At 59.6% G+C, this 25,844-nt stretch carries 27 protein-coding genes; 9 read left to right on the top strand and 18 right to left on the bottom strand.

Annotation, left to right across the window (positions count from 1 at the left end; all coding sequences use genetic code 11):
• Positions 1-93 precede the first annotated feature (93 nt).
• From der to PY649_RS16365, 3 genes are all read right to left on the bottom strand, one after another.
• On the bottom strand, positions 94-1,518 hold the full coding sequence (der, locus tag PY649_RS16375; RefSeq protein ID WP_285869607.1) for a ribosome biogenesis GTPase Der: 1,425 nt from the start codon (positions 1,516-1,518) through the stop codon (positions 94-96).
• A gap of 15 nt (positions 1,519-1,533) precedes the next feature.
• Positions 1,534-2,217 carry a tetratricopeptide repeat protein gene (locus PY649_RS16370; RefSeq protein WP_285869606.1) on the bottom strand — a complete coding sequence of 228 codons (684 nt, stop codon included), beginning with the start codon at positions 2,215-2,217 and terminating at the stop codon, positions 1,534-1,536.
• 100 nt (positions 2,218-2,317) lie between these two features.
• The gene (locus tag PY649_RS16365; protein WP_285869605.1) at positions 2,318-2,899 is read right to left on the bottom strand and encodes an NnrU family protein; all 582 of its coding nucleotides are present in this window, start codon (positions 2,897-2,899) and stop codon (positions 2,318-2,320) included.
• Positions 2,900-3,097: 198 nt separating this feature from the next.
• Here PY649_RS16365 and PY649_RS16360 point away from each other — a divergent pair, with 198 nt between their 5' ends.
• Positions 3,098-4,078 carry a polysaccharide deacetylase family protein gene (locus tag PY649_RS16360; RefSeq protein ID WP_285869613.1) on the top strand — a complete coding sequence of 327 codons (981 nt, stop codon included), beginning with the start codon at positions 3,098-3,100 and terminating at the stop codon, positions 4,076-4,078.
• 120 nt (positions 4,079-4,198) lie between these two features.
• Here the strand turns inward: PY649_RS16360 and sbmA are convergent, their stop codons facing one another.
• Positions 4,199-5,464: a peptide antibiotic transporter SbmA gene (sbmA, locus tag PY649_RS16355; protein ID WP_285869604.1), complete on the bottom strand. Its 1,266-nt coding sequence runs from the start codon at positions 5,462-5,464 to the stop codon at positions 4,199-4,201.
• A 423-nt stretch (positions 5,465-5,887) separates the two neighbouring features.
• Between sbmA and PY649_RS16350 the strand changes: the two genes are divergently transcribed.
• Complete coding sequence (locus PY649_RS16350; protein ID WP_285869603.1) at positions 5,888-6,484, top strand: PadR family transcriptional regulator; 597 nt, start codon at positions 5,888-5,890, stop codon at positions 6,482-6,484.
• A gap of 3 nt (positions 6,485-6,487) precedes the next feature.
• Here the strand turns inward: PY649_RS16350 and map are convergent, their stop codons facing one another.
• The 12 genes from map to glpK all read right to left on the bottom strand — a co-directional run bounded on the left by map (position 6,488) and on the right by glpK (position 15,603).
• Complete coding sequence (gene map, locus PY649_RS16345) at positions 6,488-7,240, bottom strand: type I methionyl aminopeptidase (RefSeq protein ID WP_285869602.1); 753 nt, start codon at positions 7,238-7,240, stop codon at positions 6,488-6,490.
• A gap of 131 nt (positions 7,241-7,371) precedes the next feature.
• A complete protein-coding gene (locus tag PY649_RS16340) occupies positions 7,372-7,794 on the bottom strand; it encodes a type II toxin-antitoxin system VapC family toxin (protein ID WP_285869601.1) in 423 nt (140 codons plus the stop codon).
• On the bottom strand, positions 7,794-8,048 hold the full coding sequence (locus tag PY649_RS16335; protein WP_285869599.1) for a type II toxin-antitoxin system Phd/YefM family antitoxin: 255 nt from the start codon (positions 8,046-8,048) through the stop codon (positions 7,794-7,796). The genes PY649_RS16340 and PY649_RS16335 overlap by 1 nt, the downstream gene beginning before the upstream one ends.
• Before the next feature lie 63 nt (positions 8,049-8,111).
• Positions 8,112-8,366: a GNAT family N-acetyltransferase gene (locus PY649_RS35060; RefSeq protein WP_349644428.1), complete on the bottom strand. Its 255-nt coding sequence runs from the start codon at positions 8,364-8,366 to the stop codon at positions 8,112-8,114.
• 583 nt (positions 8,367-8,949) lie between these two features.
• Positions 8,950-9,363 (bottom strand): DoxX family protein, encoded by a 414-nt coding sequence (locus PY649_RS16325; RefSeq protein WP_285869597.1) that lies wholly within the window; start codon positions 9,361-9,363, stop codon positions 8,950-8,952.
• Between the two features lie 30 nt (positions 9,364-9,393).
• The gene (locus tag PY649_RS16320; protein ID WP_285869596.1) at positions 9,394-9,864 is read right to left on the bottom strand and encodes an SRPBCC family protein; all 471 of its coding nucleotides are present in this window, start codon (positions 9,862-9,864) and stop codon (positions 9,394-9,396) included.
• A gap of 99 nt (positions 9,865-9,963) precedes the next feature.
• Positions 9,964-11,220, bottom strand: coding sequence for an RNA polymerase sigma factor (locus PY649_RS16315; RefSeq protein ID WP_285869595.1), 1,257 nt, complete (start codon positions 11,218-11,220; stop codon positions 9,964-9,966).
• Positions 11,217-11,591: a YciI family protein gene (locus tag PY649_RS16310; protein ID WP_285869594.1), complete on the bottom strand. Its 375-nt coding sequence runs from the start codon at positions 11,589-11,591 to the stop codon at positions 11,217-11,219. The genes PY649_RS16315 and PY649_RS16310 overlap by 4 nt, the downstream gene beginning before the upstream one ends.
• A gap of 79 nt (positions 11,592-11,670) precedes the next feature.
• Entirely contained in the window at positions 11,671-12,615 is a 945-nt protein-coding gene (locus PY649_RS16305) for a S66 peptidase family protein (RefSeq protein ID WP_285869593.1), read from the bottom strand.
• Between the two features lie 51 nt (positions 12,616-12,666).
• Positions 12,667-13,074: an OsmC family protein gene (locus tag PY649_RS16300; protein WP_285869592.1), complete on the bottom strand. Its 408-nt coding sequence runs from the start codon at positions 13,072-13,074 to the stop codon at positions 12,667-12,669.
• Positions 13,075-13,119: 45 nt separating this feature from the next.
• The gene (locus PY649_RS16295; protein ID WP_285869591.1) at positions 13,120-13,929 is read right to left on the bottom strand and encodes a membrane-anchored protein; all 810 of its coding nucleotides are present in this window, start codon (positions 13,927-13,929) and stop codon (positions 13,120-13,122) included.
• A 171-nt stretch (positions 13,930-14,100) separates the two neighbouring features.
• On the bottom strand, positions 14,101-15,603 hold the full coding sequence (glpK, locus tag PY649_RS16290; RefSeq protein ID WP_285869589.1) for a glycerol kinase GlpK: 1,503 nt from the start codon (positions 15,601-15,603) through the stop codon (positions 14,101-14,103).
• 233 nt (positions 15,604-15,836) lie between these two features.
• Between glpK and PY649_RS16285 the strand changes: the two genes are divergently transcribed.
• The 4 genes from PY649_RS16285 (at position 15,837) to xdhC (ending at position 21,438) form a co-directional block, all read left to right on the top strand.
• Positions 15,837-16,613: a 3-hydroxybutyrate dehydrogenase gene (locus PY649_RS16285; protein WP_285869588.1), complete on the top strand. Its 777-nt coding sequence runs from the start codon at positions 15,837-15,839 to the stop codon at positions 16,611-16,613.
• Between the two features lie 168 nt (positions 16,614-16,781).
• A complete protein-coding gene (xdhA, locus tag PY649_RS16280; protein ID WP_285869587.1) occupies positions 16,782-18,251 on the top strand; it encodes a xanthine dehydrogenase small subunit in 1,470 nt (489 codons plus the stop codon).
• 2 nt (positions 18,252-18,253) lie between these two features.
• Positions 18,254-20,590 (top strand): xanthine dehydrogenase molybdopterin binding subunit, encoded by a 2,337-nt coding sequence (xdhB, locus tag PY649_RS16275; RefSeq protein WP_285869585.1) that lies wholly within the window; start codon positions 18,254-18,256, stop codon positions 20,588-20,590.
• A gap of 2 nt (positions 20,591-20,592) precedes the next feature.
• Positions 20,593-21,438, top strand: coding sequence for a xanthine dehydrogenase accessory protein XdhC (xdhC, locus tag PY649_RS16270; protein ID WP_285869584.1), 846 nt, complete (start codon positions 20,593-20,595; stop codon positions 21,436-21,438).
• On the opposite strand, the gene PY649_RS16265 is transcribed toward xdhC, so the two are convergent.
• Complete coding sequence (locus PY649_RS16265; RefSeq protein WP_285869615.1) at positions 21,414-21,617, bottom strand: hypothetical protein; 204 nt, start codon at positions 21,615-21,617, stop codon at positions 21,414-21,416. The two genes, xdhC and PY649_RS16265, sit on opposite strands and share 25 nt — an antisense overlap.
• 102 nt (positions 21,618-21,719) lie before the next feature.
• Here PY649_RS16265 and PY649_RS16260 point away from each other — a divergent pair, with 102 nt between their 5' ends.
• Positions 21,720-22,616, top strand: a complete 897-nt coding sequence (locus PY649_RS16260) for a LysR substrate-binding domain-containing protein (RefSeq protein WP_285869583.1) — start codon at positions 21,720-21,722, stop codon at positions 22,614-22,616.
• Positions 22,617-22,623: 7 nt separating this feature from the next.
• Here the strand turns inward: PY649_RS16260 and PY649_RS16255 are convergent, their stop codons facing one another.
• Entirely contained in the window at positions 22,624-22,956 is a 333-nt protein-coding gene (locus tag PY649_RS16255; protein ID WP_283055491.1) for a hypothetical protein, read from the bottom strand.
• A 244-nt stretch (positions 22,957-23,200) separates the two neighbouring features.
• Here PY649_RS16255 and PY649_RS16250 point away from each other — a divergent pair, with 244 nt between their 5' ends.
• The gene (locus PY649_RS16250) at positions 23,201-24,439 is read left to right on the top strand and encodes a urate hydroxylase PuuD (RefSeq protein WP_285869581.1); all 1,239 of its coding nucleotides are present in this window, start codon (positions 23,201-23,203) and stop codon (positions 24,437-24,439) included.
• Complete coding sequence (gene guaD, locus PY649_RS16245) at positions 24,436-25,743, top strand: guanine deaminase (RefSeq protein WP_285869580.1); 1,308 nt, start codon at positions 24,436-24,438, stop codon at positions 25,741-25,743. The genes PY649_RS16250 and guaD overlap by 4 nt, the downstream gene beginning before the upstream one ends.
• Positions 25,744-25,844: the final 101 nt, after the last annotated feature.

Raw genomic sequence — 25,844 nt, 5'->3', positions numbered from 1 at the left:
ATTTGTTCGTCCGTGAAACGGTTGCGCTTCATTCCCTGGTCCTCTCAATGGGCCAGAGCTTACTTCAAAATGGATTATTTCAACGGGGCAAGGTCACTTCTTCTTGGTCTCGTAAGGATTTTCCGACGAGCGGAAATGAATGCGGATCGGCACGCCCGGCATGGCGAAATCTTCACGCAGGCCGTTGATGAGATAGCGCACATAGGATTCCGGCAGCGCATCCGAGCGGGTGCAGGAAATCATGAAAGCCGGCGGCCGCGCCTTCACCTGTGTCATGTATTTCAGCTTGATACGTCGGCCGGAAACCGCCGGTGGCGGATGCTGAACCTGCTGTGTCTCCAACCAGCGATTGAGCTTGGCAGTGGACACGCGTTTGTTCCAGACCCTATCGGTATCGACGATTGCCTGCATCAGCCGATCCAACCCCTCACCCGTCTGGCCGGAAATCGGCACGGCGCGGATACCGCGCGCCTGCGGCAGCAGCCGGTCTGTCTTTTCTCGCAGATCGGCAAGCACGGCCTGGCGATCCTCGATCATGTCCCACTTGTTGAAGGCAAGCACGGCGGCGCGGCCCTCGCGGACGACGAGATCGACGATCTGCAGATCCTGCTTCTCGAAGGGGATGGTAGCGTCGAAGACGATGACCACGGTCTCGGCAAAACGAATGGCGCGCAGCGCATCTGCAACGGAAAGCTTTTCCAGCTTTTCGATGACCTTGGCCTTACGACGCATGCCGGCGGTATCGAACATCTTGATGGTTCGGCCGCGCCACGTCCAGTCGACCGAGATCGAGTCGCGGGTAATTCCGGCTTCCGGACCAGTCAGCAGCCGGTCCTCGCCGAGGAAGCGGTTGATCAGCGTCGACTTGCCGGCATTCGGGCGGCCGACGATGGCGACGCGCAGAGGCCGCGTCTCGTCATAGGCGGGCTCCTCGTCGATTTCTTCGCCGTCCTCGCCGACGGCGGGGCGTGGAATGCTGACATTCGTCTCCGCTTCGTCATCCCTCGGCGGAAAGGCGCGTTCATGCCCAAGCGCCTCGACGATGGCATCGCGCAGATCCATCATCCCCTGACCATGTTCGGCGGAGATCGGGCAAGGTTCGCCGAGGCCGAGGGTGAAAGCATCATAGAAACCGCTGTCGGAGCCGCGCGCTTCAGATTTGTTGGCGACAAGCACCACCGGGCGGCCGCGCTTGCGCAACATTTCGGCCAGCGCCTTGTCGACATGTGTCAGGCCCATCTTGGCGTCGACGACAAACAGCGTCAAATCGGCTTCGTCGATCGCCGCCTCCGTCTGGGCGCGCATGCGGCCCTCCAGCGTCTCCTCATCGGCCTCTTCGAGACCGGCGGTATCGACAATGCGAAACCGAAGATCGACCAGCCGCGCGTCGCCAGGCCGGCGGTCGCGCGTCACACCCGGCGTATCGTCGACAAGCGCCAGCTTCTTGCCAACCAGACGATTGAAAAGAGTGGACTTACCGACATTCGGGCGACCGACGATCGCAACCGTGAAACTCATTTAGCGATCTACCCTTCAGCCTTTTGCAACCGGAGCCTTGCCGGACGCAGTAATGAGGTCGAGCAGCATCTGGGCGCGGTTGCCGACATTGCGCGGGCTCTGAGGATCATCGACGATCGCCTGGAACCATTGCCGTGCCTTGGCGAAATCGCCGGCTTTGTAGGCGGCAAGACCCAGCACGTCACGGGCGGAATGCCGGAAAGCATTGGCCGGCACGGCCAATTCTTGAGCCTCTGCCGCAACCTGATCGTAGGTGCCGGTGTCGACGAGCAGATAAGCCGCGCGCAGGCGAGCCGCATCGCGGATAACGGTTGGAACACTGGTCTCCTTACCGATGGCCGAGAAGGCCGCAATCGCGCCGGCCGTGTCGCCCTTCTGCGCCTGCAGCGTTGCGGCACGCATGCGTGCCAGCAGCGGATAGGAGCCGCTGCCGCTCTTTTCGATTGTCGCCAGTGCGGCCAGCGCGTCATCCGTCTTGTTCTGGTCCGCCAGCGTCAGCGCGGCGATGAATTGATCGCCGCTGCTGCCGGCCTGCCGACCTGACCAATAGTGATAGCCGCTATAGGCAGCCGTGCCGAGAACGATAAGCACGGCACCGCCGATGATGAACCGGCCAAAACGGCGCCATACGAACCGCAACTGGTCCGAACGCAGTTCCTCGTTCACCTCGCGGATGAAGCTATCGTCGTTGAATGCCATTCTCGTCTCCGGCTCAGGCCAAATTATTCCAAAGAGCTTATGGGTAGTGGGGCCTTCTACTCCATTTTACGGCAGTTGTAAGGGGGAATGGCAGAAATCGTCACATAACGAGCGGCGAAACTCCGATAATCCACTCGTGCAGCTTCCAAATGATCAATCCCCACACGACGATGCCGATCACGATGGCATAGAGATCGTACTTCGCCGAAACGAAAGGCCGCAGCGAAATCTCCCCGGCGCGCTCGCGTCGCTTAAGCGAAATGCGAAGAATGACGCCCCAGACCAGGAAGGCGGCAAAGAGCAACATGGCAGCGCCATCGCCATTGGAAAGCAGATGCGCAAAGGCCCAGATCTTCACCGAGAGTACCATGGGATGCTTGGCCCTGACCGCGATGTGCCCCGCCGGCAGCAGCGAGGCGGCAAGAGAGATCAGCGCAAAAAGCATCAGCAGGATGGTGATATGGGCCATCCAGAAGGGCGGCGACCAGATGGGCGTTACATCCCTCGCCTGCCCGAAACCGTATATTAGCAGAATTAGTGTAACGATGCTGGCGACCGAATAGCCGATCTTCCAGCCGGGCTCGCCGATGCTCGAAATCATCGAACTGCGGAAACCAGGCACCACGACGCGGACCAGGTGGATGCCGAGGAAAAGAACAATGCCGAGAATGAGCAATGACATGAGTGAAATCCCGTTCGTGTCTTGTGAACACATCAGTACCGACTATGGCGAAAATTGCCAGCGAGACCGCAGCTTTGCCGCATTTCAACGGCACGGAAGAGCCAAACCTAAAGCATGATCCCGAATCGAAAATCCGCAGCGAAAACTGTAACCCGGTTTTCGGATGAGAGCATGCTCAATCAAATAATCTGGATGCCCATGTTTCGCTTTATCTCTTTTGCCTCCCTCGCCCTTTCTTTGGCGCTCCCGGTTGCGGCGCAGGCCGATGAAAAACCGAAGCAGCTTGTGATGATCTCCTTCGACGGCGCGCATGACAATGCGCTGTGGACGAAGAGCCGCGAGATCGCTTCTCGCAACGGCGCGCACTTCACCTACTTCCTCTCATGCACCTTCCTGATGAACCACGATCAGGCCAAGGCCTATCAGGCGCCGGGACAGAAGGCCGGCAAATCGAATGTCGGTTTCGCCAAGAGCGAGGACGACGTGCGCACCCGCATAGCCAATATTTGGGGCGCGCATCTCGAAGGCCATGATATTTCCAGCCATGCCTGCGGTCATTTCGACGGCAAGGCGTGGACAGCAGCCGACTGGCAGCAGGAATTCATGAATGCGCGGGTGGCGCTGCGCGACGCCTGGAAGAATGTCGGCGAAGCGGACAAGGAACCAGCAGGCTGGCAAGAGTTTGCGATGAAAGACGTCAAAGGCTTCCGCGCGCCATATCTTTCCACCAGCGACGGCTTGGTGCCGGCCGAAAGGGCCATGGGTTTCCAGTACGACGCCAGCCTGGTGACCAGAGGTCCGATGTTGCCGCAGGTGGTCAACGGCATCTATCGCTTCGGTCTGCCGTTGATCCCCGAAGGCCCAGACCATCATCTGGTGATCGGCATGGACTATAATTTCTATATCCACCACTCCAAGGGCGTCGAAGACAAAGCCGATTCCAAGTCCTTCGAAGACCGCACCTTCGATGCGTTCGAAGCCGCCTTCGACAAGCAATATAACGGCGAGCGCATCCCGCTGCAGCTCGGCTTCCATTTCGTCGAAATGAATGACGGCGCCTATTGGCGGGCGCTTGACCGCTTCGTCAGCAACGTCTGCCACAAGGACGGCGTCGCCTGCGTCAGCTATTCCGAGGCGATCCCGCTGATCGCGACGCGGGCCAAGCCGCAGCAGGGCTGAACTAGCTGCTTCGATCCAGGCCGGCCACCGGCACTTGAGGCCGGTGCCGTTGGGGCCGACGACATTGCCGATGAATAACCAGACCTCTAGTTGAAAAGGCTCCGTCTCCGGAGCCTTTCCTTACGCATCGACATTCTCGTTGACGGCCAATTTCTCGAGATAATGCTGATCGATCGACGGCAGCGGGGCGTCGCCAATGGCGGCTTCGAAGGCCCGCAGACGTTTATAGATCGAAAGCAGCTCGATGATCGTCGTCCACGAGCTGACCAGATATTGGAACGAGCCGCGCACCTGGTCGAAGACGTTGGTGATCTGCGTCATCAGGCCCAGCGTCAGCCGGCCGGCGACGATCGACGGAACGAGGACGATAAAGCTGAAGATATTGTCCGCCTGCGAATAGAAAATGCGCGCGACATTGAAATAGGTATAGTGGAAATAGATGCGGAAATAGTTCTTGCGCACATTGGCGAACAGTTCGGCGACGGTCGGCGGCGCCGCCCGGTCTTCATTGTCTTCGCCGTAGACGAGCTCCTTGCGGTAGGACGCTTCCACTCGCTGATTGATGAATTGCAGACCGGGCAACTTGACGCCGACGATCGCCAAGAAAAACGTTCCGAAAAGAGACCAGAAGATCGCCGCCCAGACGAGCGCATGCGGAATATTACCGACAAGCGGCAATTCGGTGATGTTCGCGCCCAGGCGGAAGAGTACCGGCAGGAAGGCGACCAGGGTCATGATTGAGCCCACGAAACTCACACCGAGGGATTCGACCGTCGAGGAGAAACGCATGGTGTCTTCCTGCACGCGCTGTGCCGCGCCTTCGACATGTCGCAGCTTCGTCCAGTTGGCCATGTAATAGTCGTTCATCGCTGTGCGCCAGCGAAAGACCCAATGGCTGACGAAAAACAGATTGAACACGCCGACGGTGACCGCAACGAAAGCGATGGCAGCAAAGACAAGCATGTCGAGATAGAATTGGGAAGCCGGGACGGAGCCGACCGTTTGCAGCGCTTGCTGAACGAGATTGTAGAACGGTCCGTACCACGCGTTCACGGCAACGCTGACCTGCACCTGGAAATAGGTGTTGAAGATGATCAGTGCCGTACCGAGCACAGACCAATATTGCCACGGATGTGGACTGTAACTGAACCAGAAGACCGCAAACAGCGCGACGGTGATAATGTAGTAGATGTAGAACCACAAGAACGGCGCCGACCAGAAGACCGAAACGCCGACGGTAGCCTCCTGCCCTTCCGCCAATGGCGGCAGGCCGATATAGGCGCCGGCCTGTTCTCCGCCGAAGTACCAAAGAAGTACGGCAGCAAGCGACCAGATGGCTGCCGAGATGAAAAAGGGTTTCGGCTTGGGGAAGAAAGATAAGAACACGGGTAACGCAGCTTTCTTGATTGGGTTCTCAGACCGCAATGACGTTTATTCGCGGCGAACCTAAGGCAGTTCTAACGGCGCGGCAACCGGAACGGCGCATTCTTACAGAGATGTAATCGCTTATCCCTAGATCGTGATGCGATTATTCAGCCGCGATTTCCAGTTTCAGGAAGGCGAACCTGTCGCCGTTCTGGGATACGACAACCCTTTCAGCGAAAAATTCGACGCTCTCTTGCAACGATCTATCTTACGATATATATCTTACGACATGACGAACGATATAAACCCTCATCATTCAAAGGAGACACACCCATGAGAGGCTTTAGAGATCGCATGTGCGGCGATAGTTTTGACATCGTCGAGGCATATATCCTACGACATGGCGAAAGCCGTGATTCAAACGGGAGGCACAGGAGAGACTTCATGAGAGGCTTCAAGGGCGGCATGTTCGGCGGCGGGTTTCGTACCGGCCGGAAATTTGACGCCGCCGATCTGCAGCTCATCATTCTGGCCCTGCTTTCCGAGCAGCCGCGGCATGGCTATGAGCTGATCAAGACGCTGGAAGAACGCTCCGGCGGCTTCTATGTGCCGAGCCCCGGGGTCATCTACCCCGCCCTTACCTACCTGGAGGAAACCGGCCTGGCCGAAGTCGAAGCGAGCGGCACCAAGAAGCTCTACCGCATCACCGAAAGCGGGCAGAAACGCGTTGCCGAAAACCAGGCGCTGGTCGAGACGACACTGGCGAAGCTCAGCGCGATCGGTGAAAAGATGGCGCATGTCAGGCGCGTCTTCGGCGGCGAGGATGCCGGCGACGATGAGGGCCGCGACAGCCCCTTCGGTCGCGATGCCGGCGAGGTGCATCGCGCTCGCCACCTTCTGCGCTCGGCACTTCGCTCGAAGTTCCCATGGAGCAAAGACGAAGGCGCACGCATAGCAGCAATTCTCGAGCGTGCCGCTGCAGACATCATCCGTGGCGAAGTAAAGGCCGAAAAACCGCCGAAGGCCGAAGACGAAGCCTGAGCCTCAATTATCAGGCAGTGTCAGGATCACCGGCCCGTTGCGGGTGGCGACAACCGTATGCTCGAACTGAACCGTGGCCGCGCGCGGCTCGGAATAGAGCGTCCAGGCATCGTCGCCGCCCTCCGCCCAAGTCGCGCCGAGCGACAGAAACGGCTCGACGGTGAATACCAGGCCGTCCTGCATGATGCGGGTTTCATCGGGATCGGCCCAGGTCGACACCTCCGCCGGCTCCTCATGCAGCGAACGGCCGATGCCGTGGCTGGCGAGATTGGCGATCAGCGTATAGCGATTCTTCTGGGCGAAGGCACCGACAGCATGACCGATCTTCGAGAAAGGCGCGCCGCTGCGCACCTGGTTCAGGCCGACCCAGAGCGCCCTCTTGCCGTCTCGGCAGAGACGCTCGACCTTCGGCTTGACCGGCGGCACTGCGAAGGACGACCCGGTATCGGAGAAGAAACCATCCTTCTCCGCAGAAACATCGAGATTGACGAGATCGCCGGCCTGGATCACGCGCGGACCGGGAATGCCGTGCGCCACTTCCTCATTGACGCTGATGCAGGTGGCGCCGGGAAATTTGTAAACAAGTTCCGGCGCCGAGCGGGCGCCGGCATCGTCCAGCACCTTGCGGCCAATATTGTCGAGTTCCAGCGTCGTGATGCCCGGCTCCAGCGCCGCCGCCATCGCCTGTATGGCGTTGGCGCAGATGCGGCCGATCTCTTTGAGCTTGGTCAGTTCGTCGTCGTTCGAGATGATCATTCACGGCTTCCGGCTGGCGTGCGCGCGCCCCGCAGACTCCTGAGGCGAAGGCTCAAGCAGTCGCTTTCGCCCCTCCGCTTTGTTCAGTCAATGCCTTTCTGACAAGCAGCGCGACTTTCGTGCCGTAGAGCCTAGGAACCTTCGACCCACGGGTTGATAATATTAATATACAGTCCCTGAAAATCGCGGACATTACGAGTGACGAGCGTAAAACGGTGAACGGCAGCCGTAGATCCAATAAATGCGTCGCGCCAAGGCCTGGGATTAGGAATGAACGCAGCCGCACAATGCATGGCCACGGCCTCGTCAACTGACAATACGCGTCCGTGCAGGACAGCCTTCACCTTATCGAACCAGTCTCGCAGAATTTTGGCCTGCAGAGGATCTCGCCGCTCAAGAAGCAATATCCCATTTTCAATTTCAAAAAGCGTAATGACAGACGCATAGAGAATGTCGAGCGGGATAGTATCGAACCACCGGGCAAAAATCGGATCGGTTTTGCCGTTGCTGAGCTTTCGAAGTTCGGAAATAACATTCGTGTCCAGCAAATACATTATGAGAAATCAACCGGCTTGAATCCGAAATCTCCGTCCAACCTTGGGATTTCCAAATCGACCTCGTCTGCCCCAGGAGAATAAAAAGCCTCAGCGACAGTCGGTCCCTTCTCCGCCAATTTCAGATACTCTTCCATGCTGAGCAGGACATGCGAAGGCTTGCCGCGATCCGTGATAAAAACCGGGCCTTCCGATGCGGCACGCTTGGCGCCGCTTGTATCCTGATTGAACTCTCGACTGCTCATGATTGTCATCGCGTAGACTCCATTTGTAGAGAAGTTACTACAATTACAAAGATAAGCAATTCGAATCCGAAATCAACAGCTTGCCCGCCGTTTCGGAATCGATCCCGGAATCACTTCATGTTGAACATCAAAGCCGTGGATCATCTGCCGGCAGTGCCCAGCGTTCATGATCGCACCAGACGCGCCGCCGATCCTCAGATATTTGGGCGAGAAGCCTTCCTTGCGGAAGCCGAGCCTCTGCACCAGCGCGATGGAGGCATGGTTCGCGGGCTGGACATTGGCCTCGAGCCGATGCAGGCCGATATCGTCGAAACCATGCGCGATCACCAGACGTGACAGTTAGATTATCCTATTGATTTTGCTAGCTCTCTTTGCGCGTGAAGCTAACTGTCAAGTCAAATAAGCCTAATAGGAGAAACGAACTATCCACACGAGGAGCAGGATATCGACTAACAATGCAATCACGAGAAGCAGCCTGACGAGCCTCCGCCGCGCTACTGTCTCTCCGGACACAATCTCGAAGGCCGCTTTGTAAGCTTCTTCGGCCTCTCGGTCATAATTTTTTGGTCCTATCGTTTTTTGAGGACCAGTCAAATTGACAAGGATGAGTGTAGCGAAGAGGAAAAACAGTAGCAGAAAAGGGGCCATCTCCGATCCTTCCTTTCGCTGGGCGGCTTGCCGTTCCCCGGTTAGGTAAGCAGGTTCCGCCGTCCGTTGCAACTGAACGCCGCTTTGTACATGCAGGGCGGTCTCTTAACCGACACGGCAATAAGCTTTGTGCGTTGAAGAATTCGCGTGCCTTTACCGGCGTCCACTTGCCGGACTGGCGCAATAGTGACTTGCGGCATGGCTCACTCCGCGAACAGATGGGGGAGCGAGCCATATCAAAACGAATCCAAAATCAACAGCTTCAGCGCAAGAACGGAATCATTTTCCGAACTCGTTCATAGCGCAGATAAAGTCCGCCCCAGGCGATGATGCCGAGATAAAGACCGAAGAGCACGTGCGAGAACACCGGGCTGCCAACCCGGAGATGTGTCGCCATTCCCCCGCCGAGCAGGCCCGTGAGGAGGATCGCCCCGAGAACCGACGTCTGCGGAATGGCGTAGAGAATGGCACAGCCGAGCGTGATGACACCGAGCAGCCGCGCGAAAGCCGGATCGCCGGAATAGCCGAGCCCAGCCATCGTCTCGGTGACAACGGGCAGAGGAATGAGCTTAATCACCCCGTCGAAAACAAGAAAGGCGATAATCAGGCCGCTGAGGATCGTGCCGGCAACGCGCTGCACGCGTGAGCTGGATGATGATTCTGTTACATAGGACATTGCTGTATCCCCCGGAATTGAATCATAAACTCAGATCTTCGACGCCAGCGCCGCAAGCTGATCGGTGCACTGGCCCCACCCCTCGTGAAAACCCATCTTCTCATGCGCCTCGCGATCTTCCGCCGTCCAATGCAGGACCGTCGCGGTATAGCGCGTCTTGCCGTTGCCAAGATCGTCAAGCTGAACGGTTCCCACCATGAAAGGCTTGGCCGAGGGTACCCAGGCGCTGGTGAAGGCGTCCGTAAAGACTATCCGCTCATTCGGCACGACCTCGAGATAGACGCCGACATTCGGGTAATCTTCACCCTCGGGACTGCGCATGGTGACGGAGCTGGTGCCGCCGGCGCGAACATCGAGCTCGGCCGCAGAGGTCGTCCAGGGCAAAGGTGCGAACCATTGCTTCAAAAGCTCCACTTCCGTCCAGCAGCGAAAAATCTTCTCGCGCGGCGCGTCGATGATGCGGGTAAGCGAAAGCTCGTGACGTGCATTCTGTCCGGTCATGGTCGAATTCCTCTCTTTCATTTGAAACGGTCTTATCGGCCTGCATCCCAAGGACGCTGGCAGCAGCCTCTTCCCGACACGCAAGGACGGATTTTTCGATTATTTCGCAATTGCTGGTGGAGCCACGCTCAGGCGGTCGAGCTGATGGCGGATATGGGCAGCTTCGGCGGGCGAATGTGCAAGCGCGATTGCACGGTCGAAAGCTATGTGCGCCTCGCGCGGCCGCCCCAACTGCGCAAGCAGACCGCCCCGAAGCCCGTGAAAATAAAAATAGCAATCGAGTTTATCCGTCAGCGGCTCGACCAATGCCAGCGCCTCCTCCGGCCCCTTGAGCTTGGCGACAGCAACAGCGCGGTTCAGCGTGACAACAGGGGATGGATGCATTCGCTCCAGCGTTTGATAGAGCAGATCGATCTCCGACCAATCCGTATCCTCGGCCCGCTGGGCCCTGGAATGCAACGCCGCGATCGCCGCCTGAAGCTGATAGGGTCCGGGGCGACGATGGCGGATTGCCTTGTCGAGCAGAGCGAGCGCCTCGTCGATCAATTTGCGGCACCAGAGCGACCGGTCCTGATCCTCCAGCAGGATGATCTGACCGTCTGCAGCGAAGCGGGCCGCAGTTCGCGATTGCTGCAGCAGCATCAGCGCCAACAGGCCCATGATCTCCGGTTCCGCCGGGAAGAGGCGCAGAAGCAGGCGACCGAGCCTGATCGCCTCGTCGGCAAAGGCAGACGCCTCGCGGCCCGGGCCACCAGCGGAATAGCCCTCGTTGTAGATGAGATAGATCATGGCGCTGACGAGCGCCACGCGTTCGGCCCGCTCGACGGCGCCCGGCGTCTCGAAAGGCACACCGGCCGCGGCAACACGCGCCTTGGCGCGGGTAATACGCTGCTCCATTGCGCTTTCGCTGACGAGAAACGCACGGGCGATCTGTGACACGGACAGGCCCGAGACGACACGCAGCGCCAGCGCGATCTGTTGTGTCGCCGGCAGGTCGGGATGACAGCAAATGAACAGCAACCGCAGGATATCGTCACGATAGTTGGAACCGTCGAGCCGCTCGGCAAGATCGCTTTCGGCATCGCCGGTATCGGAGATCACCTCCTCGTTCGGCAAGCCTTGCGTCTTCGACTGTTTGCGCACCGCGTCGATGCCGCTATTGCGGCCGACGAAGATCAGCCAGGCGACGGGATCACGCGGCGGGCCCCTGTCCGGCCATGTCTTCAATGCCCTGAGGCAAGCCTCCTGGAAAGCCTCCTCGGCAATATCCAGATTGCGGAAATACCGCAGCAGCGCACCGAGCACCTGCGGCCGGGCATTGGTGAATGCGATATCGATCCAGGCGAGATCGGTCATGTTGCCATCGTCCCTGGTCTAAAGGCATGAAGCGGGCGGATTTCGTAGGAGCCAGCACCAGGATTGGCGATGGCCAGTTTCTTTGAGAACTCAATTGCTTCGTCAAGCGTCTCGAAGTCGATGACGTAGAAGCCCAGCAATTGCTCCTTGGTCTCCGCGAAGGGTCCGTCCAGGATGAGCGGCTCGTTCCTGCCCTTGCGCAGCGTCGTTGCGGCCGTCGTCGGCATCAGTCGGGCGACGGGGCCAAGTTTTCCGGCCGCGCCGAGCGGCGCCTGCACTGCGAGCAATCGGTCCATTGTCGCCTGCTCCTCTTCCTTGGACCAGGAAAACACCGTGTCTTCGTCGTTGTAGCATAGGATCGCATAGAGCATGAGAATGTCCTTCCTTTTAAAGACGAGGAAATATCGCCTGCACCGACAGGCCGCGTCAAAAAATTATCGATGCTGGACGCTATGCGCCGCCGCGCCGGACCATCAGCGTTCCCGCCTTCGCATCCAGCGCAGCGACCGCGCCGATCGGCACGCTCAACGGGCTATGCCCGTGCCCCAGTGGCAAGCCGGCGAGCACCGGCACATCGAGCGCATCGAGATGTTCGCGCAGGATATCGATGACCGAGAAGCGGCGATCGAATTCGAAGCGAGTGAACTGACCGATCGCAACGCCTGCCAGACCATTCAAATGCCCCGCCTTGCGCAACATCGTCAATTGCCGGTCCACCTGCCCACGGTACATGTTGACGGCTTCGAGCAACAGGATAGCGCCATGCAAATCCGGCAAGGCCCAACCGGCCGCCGTTGCGACCATATCGAGATTGCCGCCGATCAACCGCCCGGTGGCCGTTCCCGCCGTCGTCAGGGCCGATGTCGGCTCCGCCGGGCGCGAACGGATGATGATATCCTCTGACGTCATCAGCGCTCGACGAAGGGAATCGCAGGTTTCCGCGCCGACATCCTGTTCGCCCTCGCTGACGAAAAGCGCGCCGTGGATACTGACCTGCCGGCAATGCTTCCACAGGCTGAGATGCAGCATGGTGATATCGCTGAAACCGACGAGAAACTTCGGATCGCGCCGCGCTGCCCCGAAATCCAGCCGGTCGGCGATGCGGTAGGACCCCTTGCCGCCGCGCGTGGTAAAGATCGCGCGAACCTCGGGATCACGGAGTGCGGCGTTGAGATCGGCCAATCGTTCCTCATCCGTGCCGGCAAGATAATCGTGCTTGCAAAAAGCATGCTCGCCGAAATCGACGTCGAGCCCCCAGCCCTTCAAAATCTCGGCCTGCCTCAGAACGAGATCCCTGTCGGGCGAACTTGCGGGCGAAACAAAACGGACTCTATCGCCGAGCCGGAGCAGCGGCGGCAGAATGCAATCGGCGTCGGTTCGGTCTGATGATTCCATGCCCAGATTTTGGCATGGAACGACGACAGGCGTTAGCCTCCGGTTGCACGCCTAGGCGACCGCCTCGACTGTAACCGGAACTCCCCTCCTCAGCGAATTGTGGACCATGCATCGCGCCTTGGCCTCGGCGATCACCGGCTCCGGATCGGAACCGTCTGATGTCTGGCATGACACGGTCAGCGTCGCTTCTTTGGTAAATGACAGGTCGCTTTCCAATTCGACGCGTACGGAGATCGAGATTTTTGCCAGCTCGACACCCTTCTCGGCGGCGACATAATGCAGGTCGTTGCAGAAACACCCGCCGATTGCCAATCCGAGTAGCTGCGCGCCGTTGAACCCGAGCCCCTGCCCGCCGGCCCGGCCTTGCGGACGATCGACGACGATGGTGTGGCCGCCGGCCCAGCCCAACGCCGCCTGCGTATCTTCGACATTGCGCAATTCAACCGTTACGGACACCATGGTCGATCTCCTCATTCGACCGCAAGACGAAGAATGATTGCGTGGTCAAGGCAGCGACGGTGTCAAGAGACCCGGGCCTTTTGAGGCCGGTCCCACTGCCTTTTCAGGAGTTTGCGACCCCTGCCGGGCCGGTGCCTTGCCATCCCACAGCGGCAATCCAAGGGATTCCGACACGGTCGGATCGGCCGTAAAAACCGGATAACCGCGCTCCATCAACCGAAGTAGAATTTCCCTGTCTCTTTGAATGTGCAGCCGGGCCAGATTGACCTGATTGTAGATATGTCCACCGGAATCCGGGTTGATACCGGTTATGATCACCGCCGTGGCGCCGTTATAGAGCGCGAAAAGCACGGCATTGATGCCGTTCGAGCATTTGTCGTCGGCACCTAGTTCGCTGCATTTCACGCCGCCGACCCGATCGAGAAGCGCCATGCGCTTATAACGATCGACGATTTCAAGATCGTCGTATCGGTAGTCGAAGGCTTTCAGCCCATTCTCCAGCCGCTCGCGGCTCTTTCGCCAGAGCAGAACGTAAAGCTTCTTTGCCCGCTCGCCGTTGAGGACTCGGCGCACCTCGACGGCATTCGTGTTCGTTCCCTCGATCTGGTTGAATTGAACGAACGCGACATCCGGCGCCTCGATACCCCACGCCTTCGTCACGACCTGAGAACCGTTGATGGTGATGACCTTGAAGGTCCCGTCGAAATCCGCGGGCTTGTGCGACACCGGCGCCGAGCCGACCACGAGAACCGGGCCGGAAAACCTCTCGACAAGCGTCGGAGGCTTCGGCCTCCAAAGCCAATATTTTATCCGTCGATAGATGTGTCTTTTAATATCCGTAAATGTAGCAGCCATGTTTCGCCTTAAATTTCTTGAAGGCGTCCGCCCGAACACAGTTGAGCCAACAACACCCGATTCAACGATATCTGTCGTTGAATCGCTCCTTGCCTTACTATCGCTGCTTGATGCTAAATTAGGAAAATAAAGATATTTTACACACTCTAATCTTCGGTGAGCTGTGCCTTATCACGCCTGCTCAGCGCTCAGCGTCCGTCTTACCGCGTCGCGCCATCCCTTCAGTTTCAACGTTCGCGTCTTCTCGTCCATGTCCGGCTCGAAGCGTCGGTCGCGCGCCCAGGCCTTGGCAAAACTCTTTCGGTCCGGCCAGACGCCGGCGCGGCTGCCAGCAAGCCAGGCGGCCCCGAGCGCAGTAGTTTCCAGGATGGTGGGACGGTCGACCGGCGCGTCAAGCAGGTCGGCGAGCCGCTGCATCGTCCAATCGGAAGCAACCATGCCGCCATCGACGCGCAGCACCGTCTCCCGGCCGCCGCCGTTGCGCCAATCCTTATGCATGGCGTCCAGCAGGTCGCGCGACTGGTAGCAGACCGCCTCCAGCGCGGCGCGCACGATTTCCGCGGGACCTGTATTGCGTGTCAGCCCGTAGATCGCGCCACGCGCATCCGGATCCCAATGCGGGGCGCCGAGGCCGGTGAAGGCCGGCACGAGATAGACCTCCTGCATCGGATCGGCCTTTTCCGCCATCCCGTCGGAATCGGCGGCGCGCTTGATCGCCTTCAGTCCGTCACGCAGCCACTGCACGGCTGCCCCGGCAATGAAGATCGAGCCTTCCAGCGCATAGGTCGTCTCGCCGTTCAGCCGATAGGCGATGGTGGTCAGCAGGCGGTTTTTCGAGCGCACCATGTCCGCGCCGGTGTTCAGCAGCGCGAAGCAGCCGGTGCCGTAGGTGGATTTCATCATCCCGCGCTCGAAGCAGGCCTGGCCGATGGTGGCCGCCTGCTGATCGCCGGCAACGCCGAGGATGGGGATCGCCGCCCCGAAGATCGACTCGTCGGCAATACCGAAATCAGCGGCGCAGTCCTTCACTTCCGGCAGCATTGCGGCAGGAACGCGCAGGATATCGAGCAGCTCCTCGTCCCACGCATTGCTGCCGATATTGTACATCAGCGTGCGGGAAGCGTTGGTCGCGTCGGTGACGAAACTCTTGCCGCCGGTCAAACGCCAGATCAGAAAGGTGTCGACGGTGCCGAAGCAAAGCTCGCCCTTGGCCGCCCGCGCACGAGCGCCTTTCACATTGGCCAGCATCCACGAAAGCTTCGTGCCGGAGAAATAGGGATCGAGCAAAAGGCCGGTACGGCGGGTGAAGAGCTTTTCCAGATCCTGCCTCTTCAGTTTCTCGCAATAGCTCGCGGTGCGGCGGTCTTGCCAGACAATGGCATTGTGGATCGGTTTGCCGGTTTTGCGGTCCCACAACACGACGGTTTCGCGCTGATTGGTGATGCCGAGAGCGGCAATGTCCTTGGCGGTGATGCCGGCGGCCTTGATCGCATTTTTGACGGTCGAAACGACGGAAGCCCAAATTTCCTCCGGATCATGTTCGACCCAGCCGGGTTTCGGATAGTGCTGGTTGAACTCCTGCTGGTCGACGCCGGCGATCTTCATGTTGCCGTCGAAAACGATCGCCCGCGTCGACGTCGTACCCTGGTCGATTGCCAAGACATAACCGCTCATGCATTCCTCCCGATTGTTTCGATCCCAAATCAACAGATACGGCAGCAAAACGAATGTGAAAAGAAAGCAAAACGAAATTTATTGCCGACAACGCCTTATTCCAGCTCGCGAATATATGAAGCGAACTGTCGCAAAACAGTCTTGCTGCGATGCGATTGCCATATCCGCCGGTTTGGGACTAACCTCAAGCCGCTATTGCGCTGCAACAAGACGCGCTGTCCAAGGAGAAGATCATGGCAAGAACAGTCGTTGTCACCGGTTCTACAAGCGGTATCGGCCTCGCCATCGCGACGGCCTTCGCCGCCAAGGGTGAAAACATCGTCCTCAACGGCTTCGGCAAGCCTGAAGAGATCGATGCCATCAAAAACACGCTCGAATCGTCGGGCGGCGGCAAGGTGATCTACCATCCGGCCGACATGACTAAGCCCGCGGAAATCGCCGACCTGATCGCGACCGCCAACTCAACCTTCGGCAGCGTCGACATCCTCGTCAACAACGCCGGCATCCAGCATGTCGAGAAGATCGAGGACTTTCCGATCGAGAAGTGGGACCAGATCATCGCGATCAATCTCTCCAGCTCCTTCCATACCATCCGCGCCGCCATCCCGCTGATGAAGGCCAAGAAATACGGCCGCATCATCAACATCGCTTCGGCTCACGGCCTAGTCGCCTCGCCCTTCAAATCCGCCTATGTTGCGGCAAAACATGGTATAATGGGGCTGACGAAGACGGCGGCACTCGAGCTTGCCGAATTCGGCGTGACGGTGAACGCCATTTGCCCCGGCTACGTCCTGACCCCGCTTGTCGAGAAGCAGATCCCGGACACCGCCAAGGCGCGCGGCATGACCGAAGAGCAGGTCAAGAACGAAGTTATCCTCAAGGCCCAGCCCACGCACGAGTTCGTCAAGGCGGAGGAAATCGCAGCATTGTCGATCTATCTTGCCAGCGACGACGCACGTCAGGTCACCGGCACACACGTCTCGATTGACGGTGGCTGGACTGCGGAATAACCATAGGCGGTCGAGCGTGATCCCAGAAGCTGCGAAGCATTTTTTGGACGAGACTATGCTCAACCGAACAAACGGGACGAGATGACAATTCGAAAAGAAGTTATCTTGTTCCAAGGCCGGATGCGTTGGACGCACCCGGCCTTGAAAGAAAAAATAATTGGGAACCACATGAACGACAGCATCCGCTTTATCCTCAACGGCGAGGATATCTCACTTTCCAGTTTGCGCCCGACCGAGACGCTCCTCGATTTCCTGCGGCTCAACCGGCATCTGACGGGAACGAAGGAGGGATGCGCGGAAGGCGATTGCGGCGCCTGCACCGTTCTGGTCGGCCGACTGATCGATGGCGGATTGCATTACGAGTCGGTCAATGCCTGCATCCGTTTTGTAGGCTCCCTGCATGCCACTCATGTCGTCACAGTCGAACATCTGGCCGCCAAGGATGGGACGCTGCATCCGGTACAGCAGGCCATGGTCGACTGTCACGGCTCGCAATGCGGCTTCTGCACACCGGGCTTCGTCATGTCGCTCTACGGCCTGTGGCTCACGACCGAAAAGCCGAGCCGGGCGCAGATCGAAAAATCCCTGCAGGGCAATCTCTGTCGCTGCACCGGCTATGAGCCGATCGTCAAGGCGGCCGAACAGGTAAGCCAGGCGCGCCCAAGCGCCCTGTTCGATCCTCTCGAAAAGACCAGAGCCGATATCATCGCTCGCCTCTGGGCCATGCAGGGCGGCGATACCATCACCGTTACCTCGGGCGAAGATCGCCTGATCGTGCCGGGCTCGGTCGCAGACCTTGCGCAGGTGTTGGCTGACGAACCGAAGGCGACTGTCGTTGCCGGCTCCACCGATGTCGGCCTCTGGGTGACCAAGCAGATGCGCACGCTCGACCCGGTCGTCTTCATCAACCATCTGACCGATTTGCAGAAGGTCACCGTGGAAGACCCCGGCCTGACCATTGGCGCCGGCGTCACCTACAGCCAGGCGTTCGCAGCCATGGCCGAAAAGATCCCGGCGATCGCAAGCCTGATCAACCGCATCGGCGGCGAGCAGGTTCGCAACATGGGTACGATCGGCGGCAATATCGCCAACGGATCGCCTATCGGCGACACGCCGCCGCCGCTGATCGCGCTTGGTGCCACCGTCAAACTGCGTTCCGTTAACGGCGTCCGCACCTTGCCGCTGGAAGATTTCTTCATCGACTACGGCAAGCAGGACCGCAATCCCGGCGAATTCGTCGAAAGCGTCTTCGTACCCTACCCCGCCGAAGACACTCATTTCGCCGTCTACAAGATCTCCAAACGCCGCGACGAGGATATTTCGGCGCTCTGCGGCGCTTTCCATCTCGTGTTGGATGCTGGCGGCAATGTTGCCGATATCCGCATCGCCTTCGGTGGCATGGCCGGAACGCCGAAGCGTGCCCGCACAGTCGAAGCCGAACTGATCGGCAAGCCCTGGACGGAGGAAACGGTCACGGCCGCCCGTGCCGCCTTCGATGCCGATTACACGCCCCTCACCGACTGGCGCGCCACCGCAGAATATCGGCAATTGACCGCCAAGAACCTGCTCATCCGCTTCTATCTGGAGACGGCTGGCGCGCCGCAGGAATTGAAGCGCTTTGCAACGGTGGAGGTATAATCATGGATAAATCCACCTTCGAAGAACGCAAGGTCATCAGCGGCTCGATGCATGGTGCACTGAAGCACGACTCGGCGCACAAGCATGTGACGGGAGCCGCCGACTATATCGACGACCTGCCGGAGCCGGCGGGCCTGTTGCACGGCGCCCTAGGCCTTTCCGACCGCGCGCATGCCGAAATCGCCGGCATCGATCTCTCCGCCGTGAAAGCCTATCCGGGCGTCGTCTGGGTATTCAGCGCCAAAGACATTCCCGGCACCAACGACACCAGCTCCAACGGCATGCATGACGAGCCGTTGCTCGCCGAGACCAAGGTCGAGTTCCACGGTCAGCCGATCTTCGCCGTCATCGCCGAGACCCGCGATGGCGCGCGCCAGGCTGCCAGGCTCGCCAAAATCGATTATCGCGACCTGCCGCATTGGAGCGATATCGACGGGGCGCTCGCCAATAGCGCGCCGTTGGTTTACGAGCCGATGACGCTGAAACGCGGCGAGCCGGAAACCGAGATGGCCAATGCCAAGCACCGCATCAAGGCGCAAATGCGGATCGGCGGCCAGGAGCATTTCTATCTCGAAAGCCACATCGCCATGGCGATCCCGGGCGAAGACGACGAAGTTGCCGTCTGGTCGTCCACCCAGCATCCGAGCGAAATCCAGCACATCGTCGGCCATGTGCTCGACATCCCGTCCAATGCCGTCACCGTCAATGTGCGTCGCATGGGCGGCGGCTTCGGTGGCAAGGAGACCCAGGGCAACCAATTTGCGGCACTCGCCGCCGTCGCCGCCAAGAAGCTCGGCCGCGCCGTCAAATTCCGCCCCGACCGCGACGAGGACATGGTCGCCACCGGCAAGCGTCACGATTTCCTGGTCGATTACGAGATCGGCTTCGACGATGATGGCCGCATCCATGCCGTCGACGCGACCTATGCCGCCCGCTGCGGCTTCTCCTCCGACCTCTCAGGCCCGGTCACCGACCGCGCGCTGTTCCATGCGGATTCGAGCTATTACTACCCGCATGTGCATCTCGTCTCGAAACCGCTGAAGACGCACACCGTTTCCAATACCGCCTTCCGCGGTTTCGGCGGCCCGCAGGGCATGGTCGGCGGCGAACGCATGATCGAGGAAATCGCCTATGCGCTCGGCAAGGACCCACTGGAGGTTCGCCGCGCGAATTTCTACGGCCGGCCAGGCTCCGGCCGGACGCTGACCCCCTATCATCAGGAGGTGGAGGACAACATCATCCACCGTATCGTCGACGAGTTGGAAGAGACCTCAGACTACCAGGCACGGCGCAACGCCATCATCGAGTTCAACCGTTCCAGCCGCTTTATCCGCAAGGGCATTGCGCTGACACCCGTGAAATTCGGCATCTCCTTCACCATGACCGCCTTCAACCAGGCCGGCGCGCTGGTGCACATCTATCTGGACGGTTCGATCCACCTGAACCATGGCGGCACCGAGATGGGTCAAGGCCTTTATACCAAGGTGGCACAGGTCTTGGCCGACAGTTTCCAGGTGGATATCGACCGGGTGAAGATCACCGCAACGACTACGGGCAAGGTGCCGAACACCTCGGCGACCGCGGCCTCCTCCGGTTCCGACCTGAACGGCATGGCAGCCTTCGATGCAGCACGCCAGATCAAGGAGCGGCTCGTCGCCTTTGCGATCGAGAAATGGGGCGTCGCCGCCGAAGAGGTACAGTTCCTGCCGAACCGGGTGCGGGTCGGCGACATGGAAATTCCCTTCCCTGATTTCATCAGGCAAGCCTATTTCGCTCGCGTGCAGCTTTCCGCCGCCGGCTTCTACAAAACGCCGAAAATCCATTGGGACCGCAAGGCCGGCCGTGGCACGCCGTTCTATTATTTCTCCTACGGCGCCGCCTGCTCCGAAGTGTCGATCGATACACTGACCGGCGAATATCTGATCGACCGCACCGATATCCTCCACGATGTCGGCCGTTCGCTGAACCCGGCGATCGATATGGGCCAGGTCGAAGGCGCCTTCGTGCAAGGGATGGGCTGGTTGACCACGGAGGAACTCTGGTGGGACAATAAGGGGCGGCTGCGCACGCATGCGCCTTCGACCTACAAGATCCCGCTCGCCTCCGATCGGCCGAAGATTTTCAACGTCCGCCTCGCCGAATGGTCCGAAAATGCCGAGGCCACCATCGGCCGCTCCAAGGCGGTCGGCGAACCGCCCTTCATGCTCAGCATTTCGGTGCTCGAGGCCTTGTCCATGGCCGTCGCGAGTGTCGCGGACTATCGCGTCTGCCCGCGTCTGGATGCGCCGGCAACGCCGGAGCGGGTGCTGATGGCGGTCGAGCGGCTGAAGGGGATGTGACCATGGCGATCCGCGAAGTGCTTTCCGGCGTCATACCCAGGAGCGACTTCCGCGCATTTCTCGCGACACACCCCTACCCGATCCTCATCGAGATCGTCGGAACGCAGGGCTCCACCCCCCGCGAAGCCGGAACTTTCATGCTCGTTTCCGAACATGCCATGTGGGGCACAATCGGCGGCGGGCAGTTCGAATTCCTGGCAATCCAGAACGCCCGCGAGTTGCTGGCGGGCAATGGCGTTGAAGTGATGGACATACCGCTCGGCCCGGAAATCGGCCAATGCTGCGGCGGTCGCACCCAACTGCGCTTCCAAAAGATGACGACGCAATTGCGGGAGCAGCTCGAAGCCAAACGGGCGAGCGAAGCGGAACATCGACCGGAGACCTATCTTTTCGGCGCAGGGCATGTCGGGCATGCATTGGCCGCCGCACTAGCACCTCTGCCGCTTTCCGTGACCGTGGTCGAGACCCGCAAGGAGGAATTGGCAAACCTGCCGGCGGAGATGAAGACGGTGCTATCGCCCATGCCCGAAGCGCTGGTGCAGACTATGCCGGCGGGCTCGGCAGTCGTCATCCTGACCCACGATCACGCGCTGGACTTCCTGATCGCCCAGGAAGCGCTCGCCCGCACCGATCTCGCCTATGTCGGCATGATCGGCTCCGCGACCAAGCGCGCCACTTTCTCCCGCTGGCTTGTGCGCGAAGGCGGCGACAAGACCTCGCTTGACCGGCTCACCTTGCCGATCGGCGGCGATTCGGTGAAGGACAAGCGTCCCGAGGTCATCGCCGCCATGACGGCCGCCGAGCTGCTGACGGCTTTCGCGGCCTACCGCATCCGATCATCCTCATAACGCGGCTCGCGCCCGTCGAGAAATCCGAGATCGCGCTTGAACCGGTCGGGCATCTCATCAAGATGCAGGCGGGGCGAAGGCTCCGTGCGTCCTGTGAAGACCTGCGCCAACGTCTCCAACATACGAGCTAGGACAGACGGCCTGGCAGCATTCATCTGCTCGACGGCACAGCTATTCATGACAACACCTCAATTCAATCGATGATATGGATTGCAGTGTGTCGCCAAAAATGCTGAAATTCCAATCGAACAACCGTCTATATACATAAAGAGAACTTATCCATGAAGCTCTCGAAACAGTTTCCGCTGAATGCGCTGCGCGTCTTCGAGGCCGCCGCCCGACACGGCAGCTTTACGCGTGCGGGCGAGGAACTCGGCATGACGCAGACGGCCGTCAGCTATCAGATCAAGCTCCTGGAGGAGAATGTCGGCGAGCCGTTATTCCTGCGACGTCCGCGCCAGATCGCGTTGACCGAGGTCGGTGAACGGCTGGCGCCGAAGGTCAGCGAAGCCTTCGGCATGCTGCATGAGGCGATGGCTTCGGTCAGTGGCGGCGGCGAAACCACGCTCCTCATTCATTCAACGCCGACCTTCGCCTCGCAATGGCTTGCGCGCCATCTCGGCTCATTTCAGCTGGAGCATCCGAACGTCGCAGTGCGGCTCGCCACATCGGACACGCTCATCGATTTCGCCCGTGAGCCGTCCGACATCGCCATTCGCAACGGGCGCGGAACTTGGCCGGGCTTGCGCGCGCATCTGCTGATGAAAATGAACTTCACGCCGATGCTCAGCCCGGCGCTGGCAGCCAGCATCGGCGGCGTCCATACGCCGGCCGATCTTCTCAAACTTCGGATCATCGATGCCGGTGATCCCTGGTGGGCACAATGGTTCGAAGCGGCTGGAGTTCCAGATCCCGGACTGCAAGGCCGGCCACGAAGCAGGCTTGGCGCACAATCCTTCGAGGCAAGCGCCGCCATCGCCGGACAAGGCGTCGCCGTCCTGACGCCTGAATTCTATGCCGACGATCTAGCCGCCGGCCGGCTTATCCAACCCTTCGATATCCTTTGTAACGATGGCACGAACTATTGGCTTGCCTATCCCGAAAACAGGCGTCACACGCCGAGAATCCGCGCGTTTAGGAACTGGATTCTTGGCGAGTTCGGCATGCCCCTGGAGTGAGCGCCGCTCAATAAGACATATCCGGCGCATAGAAGCAGCGCGGCGTGTTCTCGTCCGGGAACAGACAGAGATGGTAGGCTCCGTCAGGCGAACGCATCGTCTTGCGCTGCGGCAGCGTGAAGATATGCGCATGTGTCACATAGCGATGATCGCCGGGATAGAGCGTAATCCGATAGCCGCCAGGGATGACGGTAACCGTGCGCGAGGGGATCATCTCGCAATCGCCCGTCTTGCTGTCGCCATTGCAACAATAGGGATCGTAGGACCAGCCGGAGGGCGCATCGTGCGCCATGGCAGAGGTTGCAAGAAGGAATAGTGCAAACGCCAGTATACCACGCATGGGCAAATCTCCGACGGTACAGCGCAATTGGGGGGCTTCACAGCCCGCCTATCACCGACGACACTGAAAAAAAGCGTCGAAATTTTGATCTATGTCGAAGTTGGCGCTCGGCAAGAGCGACGGCATATCGGTCACGGAACTGTGTGATCCCCGCACGAAAAGCACTTCCCCGATCAAACTCCCCTTCCCTCTGCGCCCAACATTTTGCAAGGTATCGAGTCGGAGAAAGATAAAGGGGAACTGAATGTATGAGTATGTCATTGCGTGGGAATGGCTGGCTTTTGCTGCCCGCTGGTTCCACGTCATAACTGCGATTGCCTGGATCGGTTCGTCCTTCTACTTCATTGCGCTCGATCTCGGGCTGATGAAACGTCCACATCTGCCGCCTGGTGCCTATGGCGAGGAATGGCAGGTGCATGGCGGCGGTTTCTACCACATCCAGAAATATCTGGTGGCCCCCGCCACGATGCCCGAGCACCTGACCTGGTTCAAATATGAGAGCTATTTCACCTGGCTCTCCGGTTTCCTGATGCTCTGCATCGTCTATTACGGCGGCGCCAATCTTTTTCTTATCGACCGGCACGTGCTCGACGTCAGCGTTCCGGTCGCAATCCTGATTTCGCTCGCTTCGCTCGCTGGCGGCTGGGTCGTCTACGACCTGCTCTGCAAGTCGCCGCTCGGCAACAATACCTGGGGGCTGATGGCGGTGCTTTATGTCGTCCTCGTCTTCATGGCCTGGGGCTATACGCATCTGTTCACCGGCCGCGCCGCCTTCCTGCATCTCGGCGCCTTCACCGCGACGATCATGTCGGCCAACGTCTTCATGATCATCATTCCCAACCAGAAGATCGTCGTCGCCGACCTGATTGCCGGACGCACACCGGACCCGGAATATGGCCGCATCGCCAAGCAGCGCTCTCTGCACAACAACTACCTGACGCTGCCCGTAATCTTCTTCATGCTGTCGAACCACTATCCGCTGGCCTTCGGTACCGCTTACAACTGGATCATCGCGGCTCTGGTGTTCCTTATGGGCGTCACCATCCGTCATTGGTTCAACACGATCCATGCCCGCAAGGGCCGGCCGACCTGGACCTGGATCGTCACCTTCGTCCTCTTCATTCTCATCATATGGCTTTCGACCGTGCCGAAGGTGCTCACCGGCGAGAAGGAGGCCAACGCCGTCGCACCCGCCTTTCAGCAGTTCGCGTCGGATGCGCACTTCCCTGCGGTGAAGCAGATGATTTCGACCCGCTGTTCGATGTGCCATGCCGCCGAGCCGGCTTTTGAGGGCCTTGCGCGCCCACCAAAGGATGTGATGCTGGAAAACGACGCAGAAATCGCTATGCATGCCCGCGAGATCTATATTCAGGCAGGCCGCAGCCACGCCATGCCACCCGGCAACGTCACCGACGTGACGCCGGAGGAGCGCAATTTGCTGGTCGCCTGGTTCGAAAGCTCCGTCGGAGAAAAAAACCAATGACTACCCTTTTGCGCGGCCGCCTGCTCTCCTTCAAGCGCGCGCCGCAGAGCCTGAGCGATACGGACAGCTACTCGTATGAGAACGATGGCGGTCTGCTGCTCGAAAACGGCATCATCGCTGCTGTCGGGCCCTATGCGGATATCAAGGCGAAAGCGCCCGCGCATGTTGCCGAAGTCGACCACCGGCCGCACCTGATCTTGCCGGGCTTCATCGACATGCATCTGCATTTCCCGCAGATGCAAGTCATCGCCTCCTATGCCGCAGACCTTCTAGAATGGCTGAACACCTATACTTTCCCCGAGGAATGCCGCTTCGTCGAAAGCGCCCATGCCGAGCGCATCGCTACCCACTTCTACGACGAGCTGATCCGCCACGGGACGACGACGGCGGTTGCCTATTGCTCGGTACACAAGACCTCTGCCGACGCCTTCTTTTCCGAAGCCATGCGTCGCAACATGCGCATGGTCGGCGGCAAGGTGATGATGGACCGCAATGCGCCGCAGGGCCTGCTCGACACGCCGCAGATGGGTTATGACGAGACGCGCCAAGTGATCGCCGATTGGCACGGGAAAGGCCGCAACCTTGTCGCCATCACCCCACGCTTCGCCATCACCTCGACGCCCGAGCAGATGGAGGCCGCGGCCGCCCTTGCTCGCGAATTCCCGGATCTGCACATCCAGACGCACCTCTCCGAAAATCACGACGAGATCAAATTCACCGGCGAACTCTATCCGGATGCGATCGACTACACCGATATCTACGCCCGTTACGGCCTGCTCGGCCGTAAGAGCCTGTTCGGCCACGCGATCCATCTTTCCGAACGCGAAGCCGACGCCATGAGCGAGGCCGGCGCCATCGCCGTCCACTGCCCAACCTCCAACCTTTTCCTCGGCTCAGGCCTCTTTCCGCTGAAGGCTCTGGCGCGCCGCGAAAAGCCGGTGCGCATCGGCGTCGCCACCGATATCGGCGGCGGCTCCAGCTATTCGATGCTGCGCACGATGGACGAGGCCTACAAGATCCAGCAGCTTCTCGGCGAACGTCTGAACCCGCTGGAAAGCTATTATTACATGACGCTCGGCAACGCCGAGGCCCTGTCGCTGGCCGACAAGATCGGCACCCTCGACCCCGGCACGGAGGCCGACCTTGTAATCCTCAACGCCGCGGCAACACAGGCCATGGCACTGAAGATGGAGGTGGTGAACAACCTGGCCGAGGAGCTGTTCCTGCTGCAAACCATGGGGGATGATCGGGCGATCGTCGAAACCTATGTGGCCGGGAAGGCCATGAAATCGGCTCTAGGCTGAATGATACTCGTGGGCGTGAAATCGCACGGCAATGCGGATTATTTCACGCCGAACACTAAAAGAATTTACCGAGCGTTTGGAGGGCCATCGGGATCACGCCG

This window comes from Rhizobium mayense, from assembly GCF_030272705.1.
Lineage (GTDB): Bacteria > Pseudomonadota > Alphaproteobacteria > Rhizobiales > Rhizobiaceae > Rhizobium > Rhizobium mayense.
Note: the sequence above shows the minus strand (reverse complement) of the source record. Positions and strands in the feature narration are given on the sequence as shown.

Coding starts and splice junctions, on each gene's coding strand:
- der (WP_285869607.1), bottom strand. CDS start 1,518: ATGAGTTTCACGGTTGCGATCGTCGGTCGCCCGAATGTCGGTAAGTCC.
- PY649_RS16370 (WP_285869606.1), bottom strand. CDS start 2,217: ATGGCATTCAACGACGATAGCTTCATCCGCGAGGTGAACGAGGAACTG.
- PY649_RS16365 (WP_285869605.1), bottom strand. CDS start 2,899: ATGTCATTGCTCATTCTCGGCATTGTTCTTTTCCTCGGCATCCACCTG.
- PY649_RS16360 (WP_285869613.1), top strand. CDS start 3,098: ATGTTTCGCTTTATCTCTTTTGCCTCCCTCGCCCTTTCTTTGGCGCTC.
- PY649_RS16350 (WP_285869603.1), top strand. CDS start 5,888: ATGAGAGGCTTCAAGGGCGGCATGTTCGGCGGCGGGTTTCGTACCGGC.
- map (WP_285869602.1), bottom strand. CDS start 7,240: ATGATCATCTCGAACGACGACGAACTGACCAAGCTCAAAGAGATCGGC.
- PY649_RS16340 (WP_285869601.1), bottom strand. CDS start 7,794: ATGTATTTGCTGGACACGAATGTTATTTCCGAACTTCGAAAGCTCAGC.
- PY649_RS16335 (WP_285869599.1), bottom strand. CDS start 8,048: ATGACAATCATGAGCAGTCGAGAGTTCAATCAGGATACAAGCGGCGCC.
- PY649_RS16325 (WP_285869597.1), bottom strand. CDS start 9,363: ATGTCCTATGTAACAGAATCATCATCCAGCTCACGCGTGCAGCGCGTT.
- PY649_RS16320 (WP_285869596.1), bottom strand. CDS start 9,864: ATGACCGGACAGAATGCACGTCACGAGCTTTCGCTTACCCGCATCATC.
- PY649_RS16315 (WP_285869595.1), bottom strand. CDS start 11,220: ATGACCGATCTCGCCTGGATCGATATCGCATTCACCAATGCCCGGCCG.
- PY649_RS16310 (WP_285869594.1), bottom strand. CDS start 11,591: ATGCTCTATGCGATCCTATGCTACAACGACGAAGACACGGTGTTTTCC.
- PY649_RS16305 (WP_285869593.1), bottom strand. CDS start 12,615: ATGGAATCATCAGACCGAACCGACGCCGATTGCATTCTGCCGCCGCTG.
- PY649_RS16300 (WP_285869592.1), bottom strand. CDS start 13,074: ATGGTGTCCGTAACGGTTGAATTGCGCAATGTCGAAGATACGCAGGCG.
- PY649_RS16295 (WP_285869591.1), bottom strand. CDS start 13,929: ATGGCTGCTACATTTACGGATATTAAAAGACACATCTATCGACGGATA.
- glpK (WP_285869589.1), bottom strand. CDS start 15,603: ATGAGCGGTTATGTCTTGGCAATCGACCAGGGTACGACGTCGACGCGG.
- PY649_RS16285 (WP_285869588.1), top strand. CDS start 15,837: ATGGCAAGAACAGTCGTTGTCACCGGTTCTACAAGCGGTATCGGCCTC.
- xdhA (WP_285869587.1), top strand. CDS start 16,782: ATGAACGACAGCATCCGCTTTATCCTCAACGGCGAGGATATCTCACTT.
- xdhB (WP_285869585.1), top strand. CDS start 18,254: ATGGATAAATCCACCTTCGAAGAACGCAAGGTCATCAGCGGCTCGATG.
- xdhC (WP_285869584.1), top strand. CDS start 20,593: ATGGCGATCCGCGAAGTGCTTTCCGGCGTCATACCCAGGAGCGACTTC.
- PY649_RS16265 (WP_285869615.1), bottom strand. CDS start 21,617: ATGAATAGCTGTGCCGTCGAGCAGATGAATGCTGCCAGGCCGTCTGTC.
- PY649_RS16260 (WP_285869583.1), top strand. CDS start 21,720: ATGAAGCTCTCGAAACAGTTTCCGCTGAATGCGCTGCGCGTCTTCGAG.
- PY649_RS16255 (WP_283055491.1), bottom strand. CDS start 22,956: ATGCGTGGTATACTGGCGTTTGCACTATTCCTTCTTGCAACCTCTGCC.
- PY649_RS16250 (WP_285869581.1), top strand. CDS start 23,201: ATGTATGAGTATGTCATTGCGTGGGAATGGCTGGCTTTTGCTGCCCGC.
- guaD (WP_285869580.1), top strand. CDS start 24,436: ATGACTACCCTTTTGCGCGGCCGCCTGCTCTCCTTCAAGCGCGCGCCG.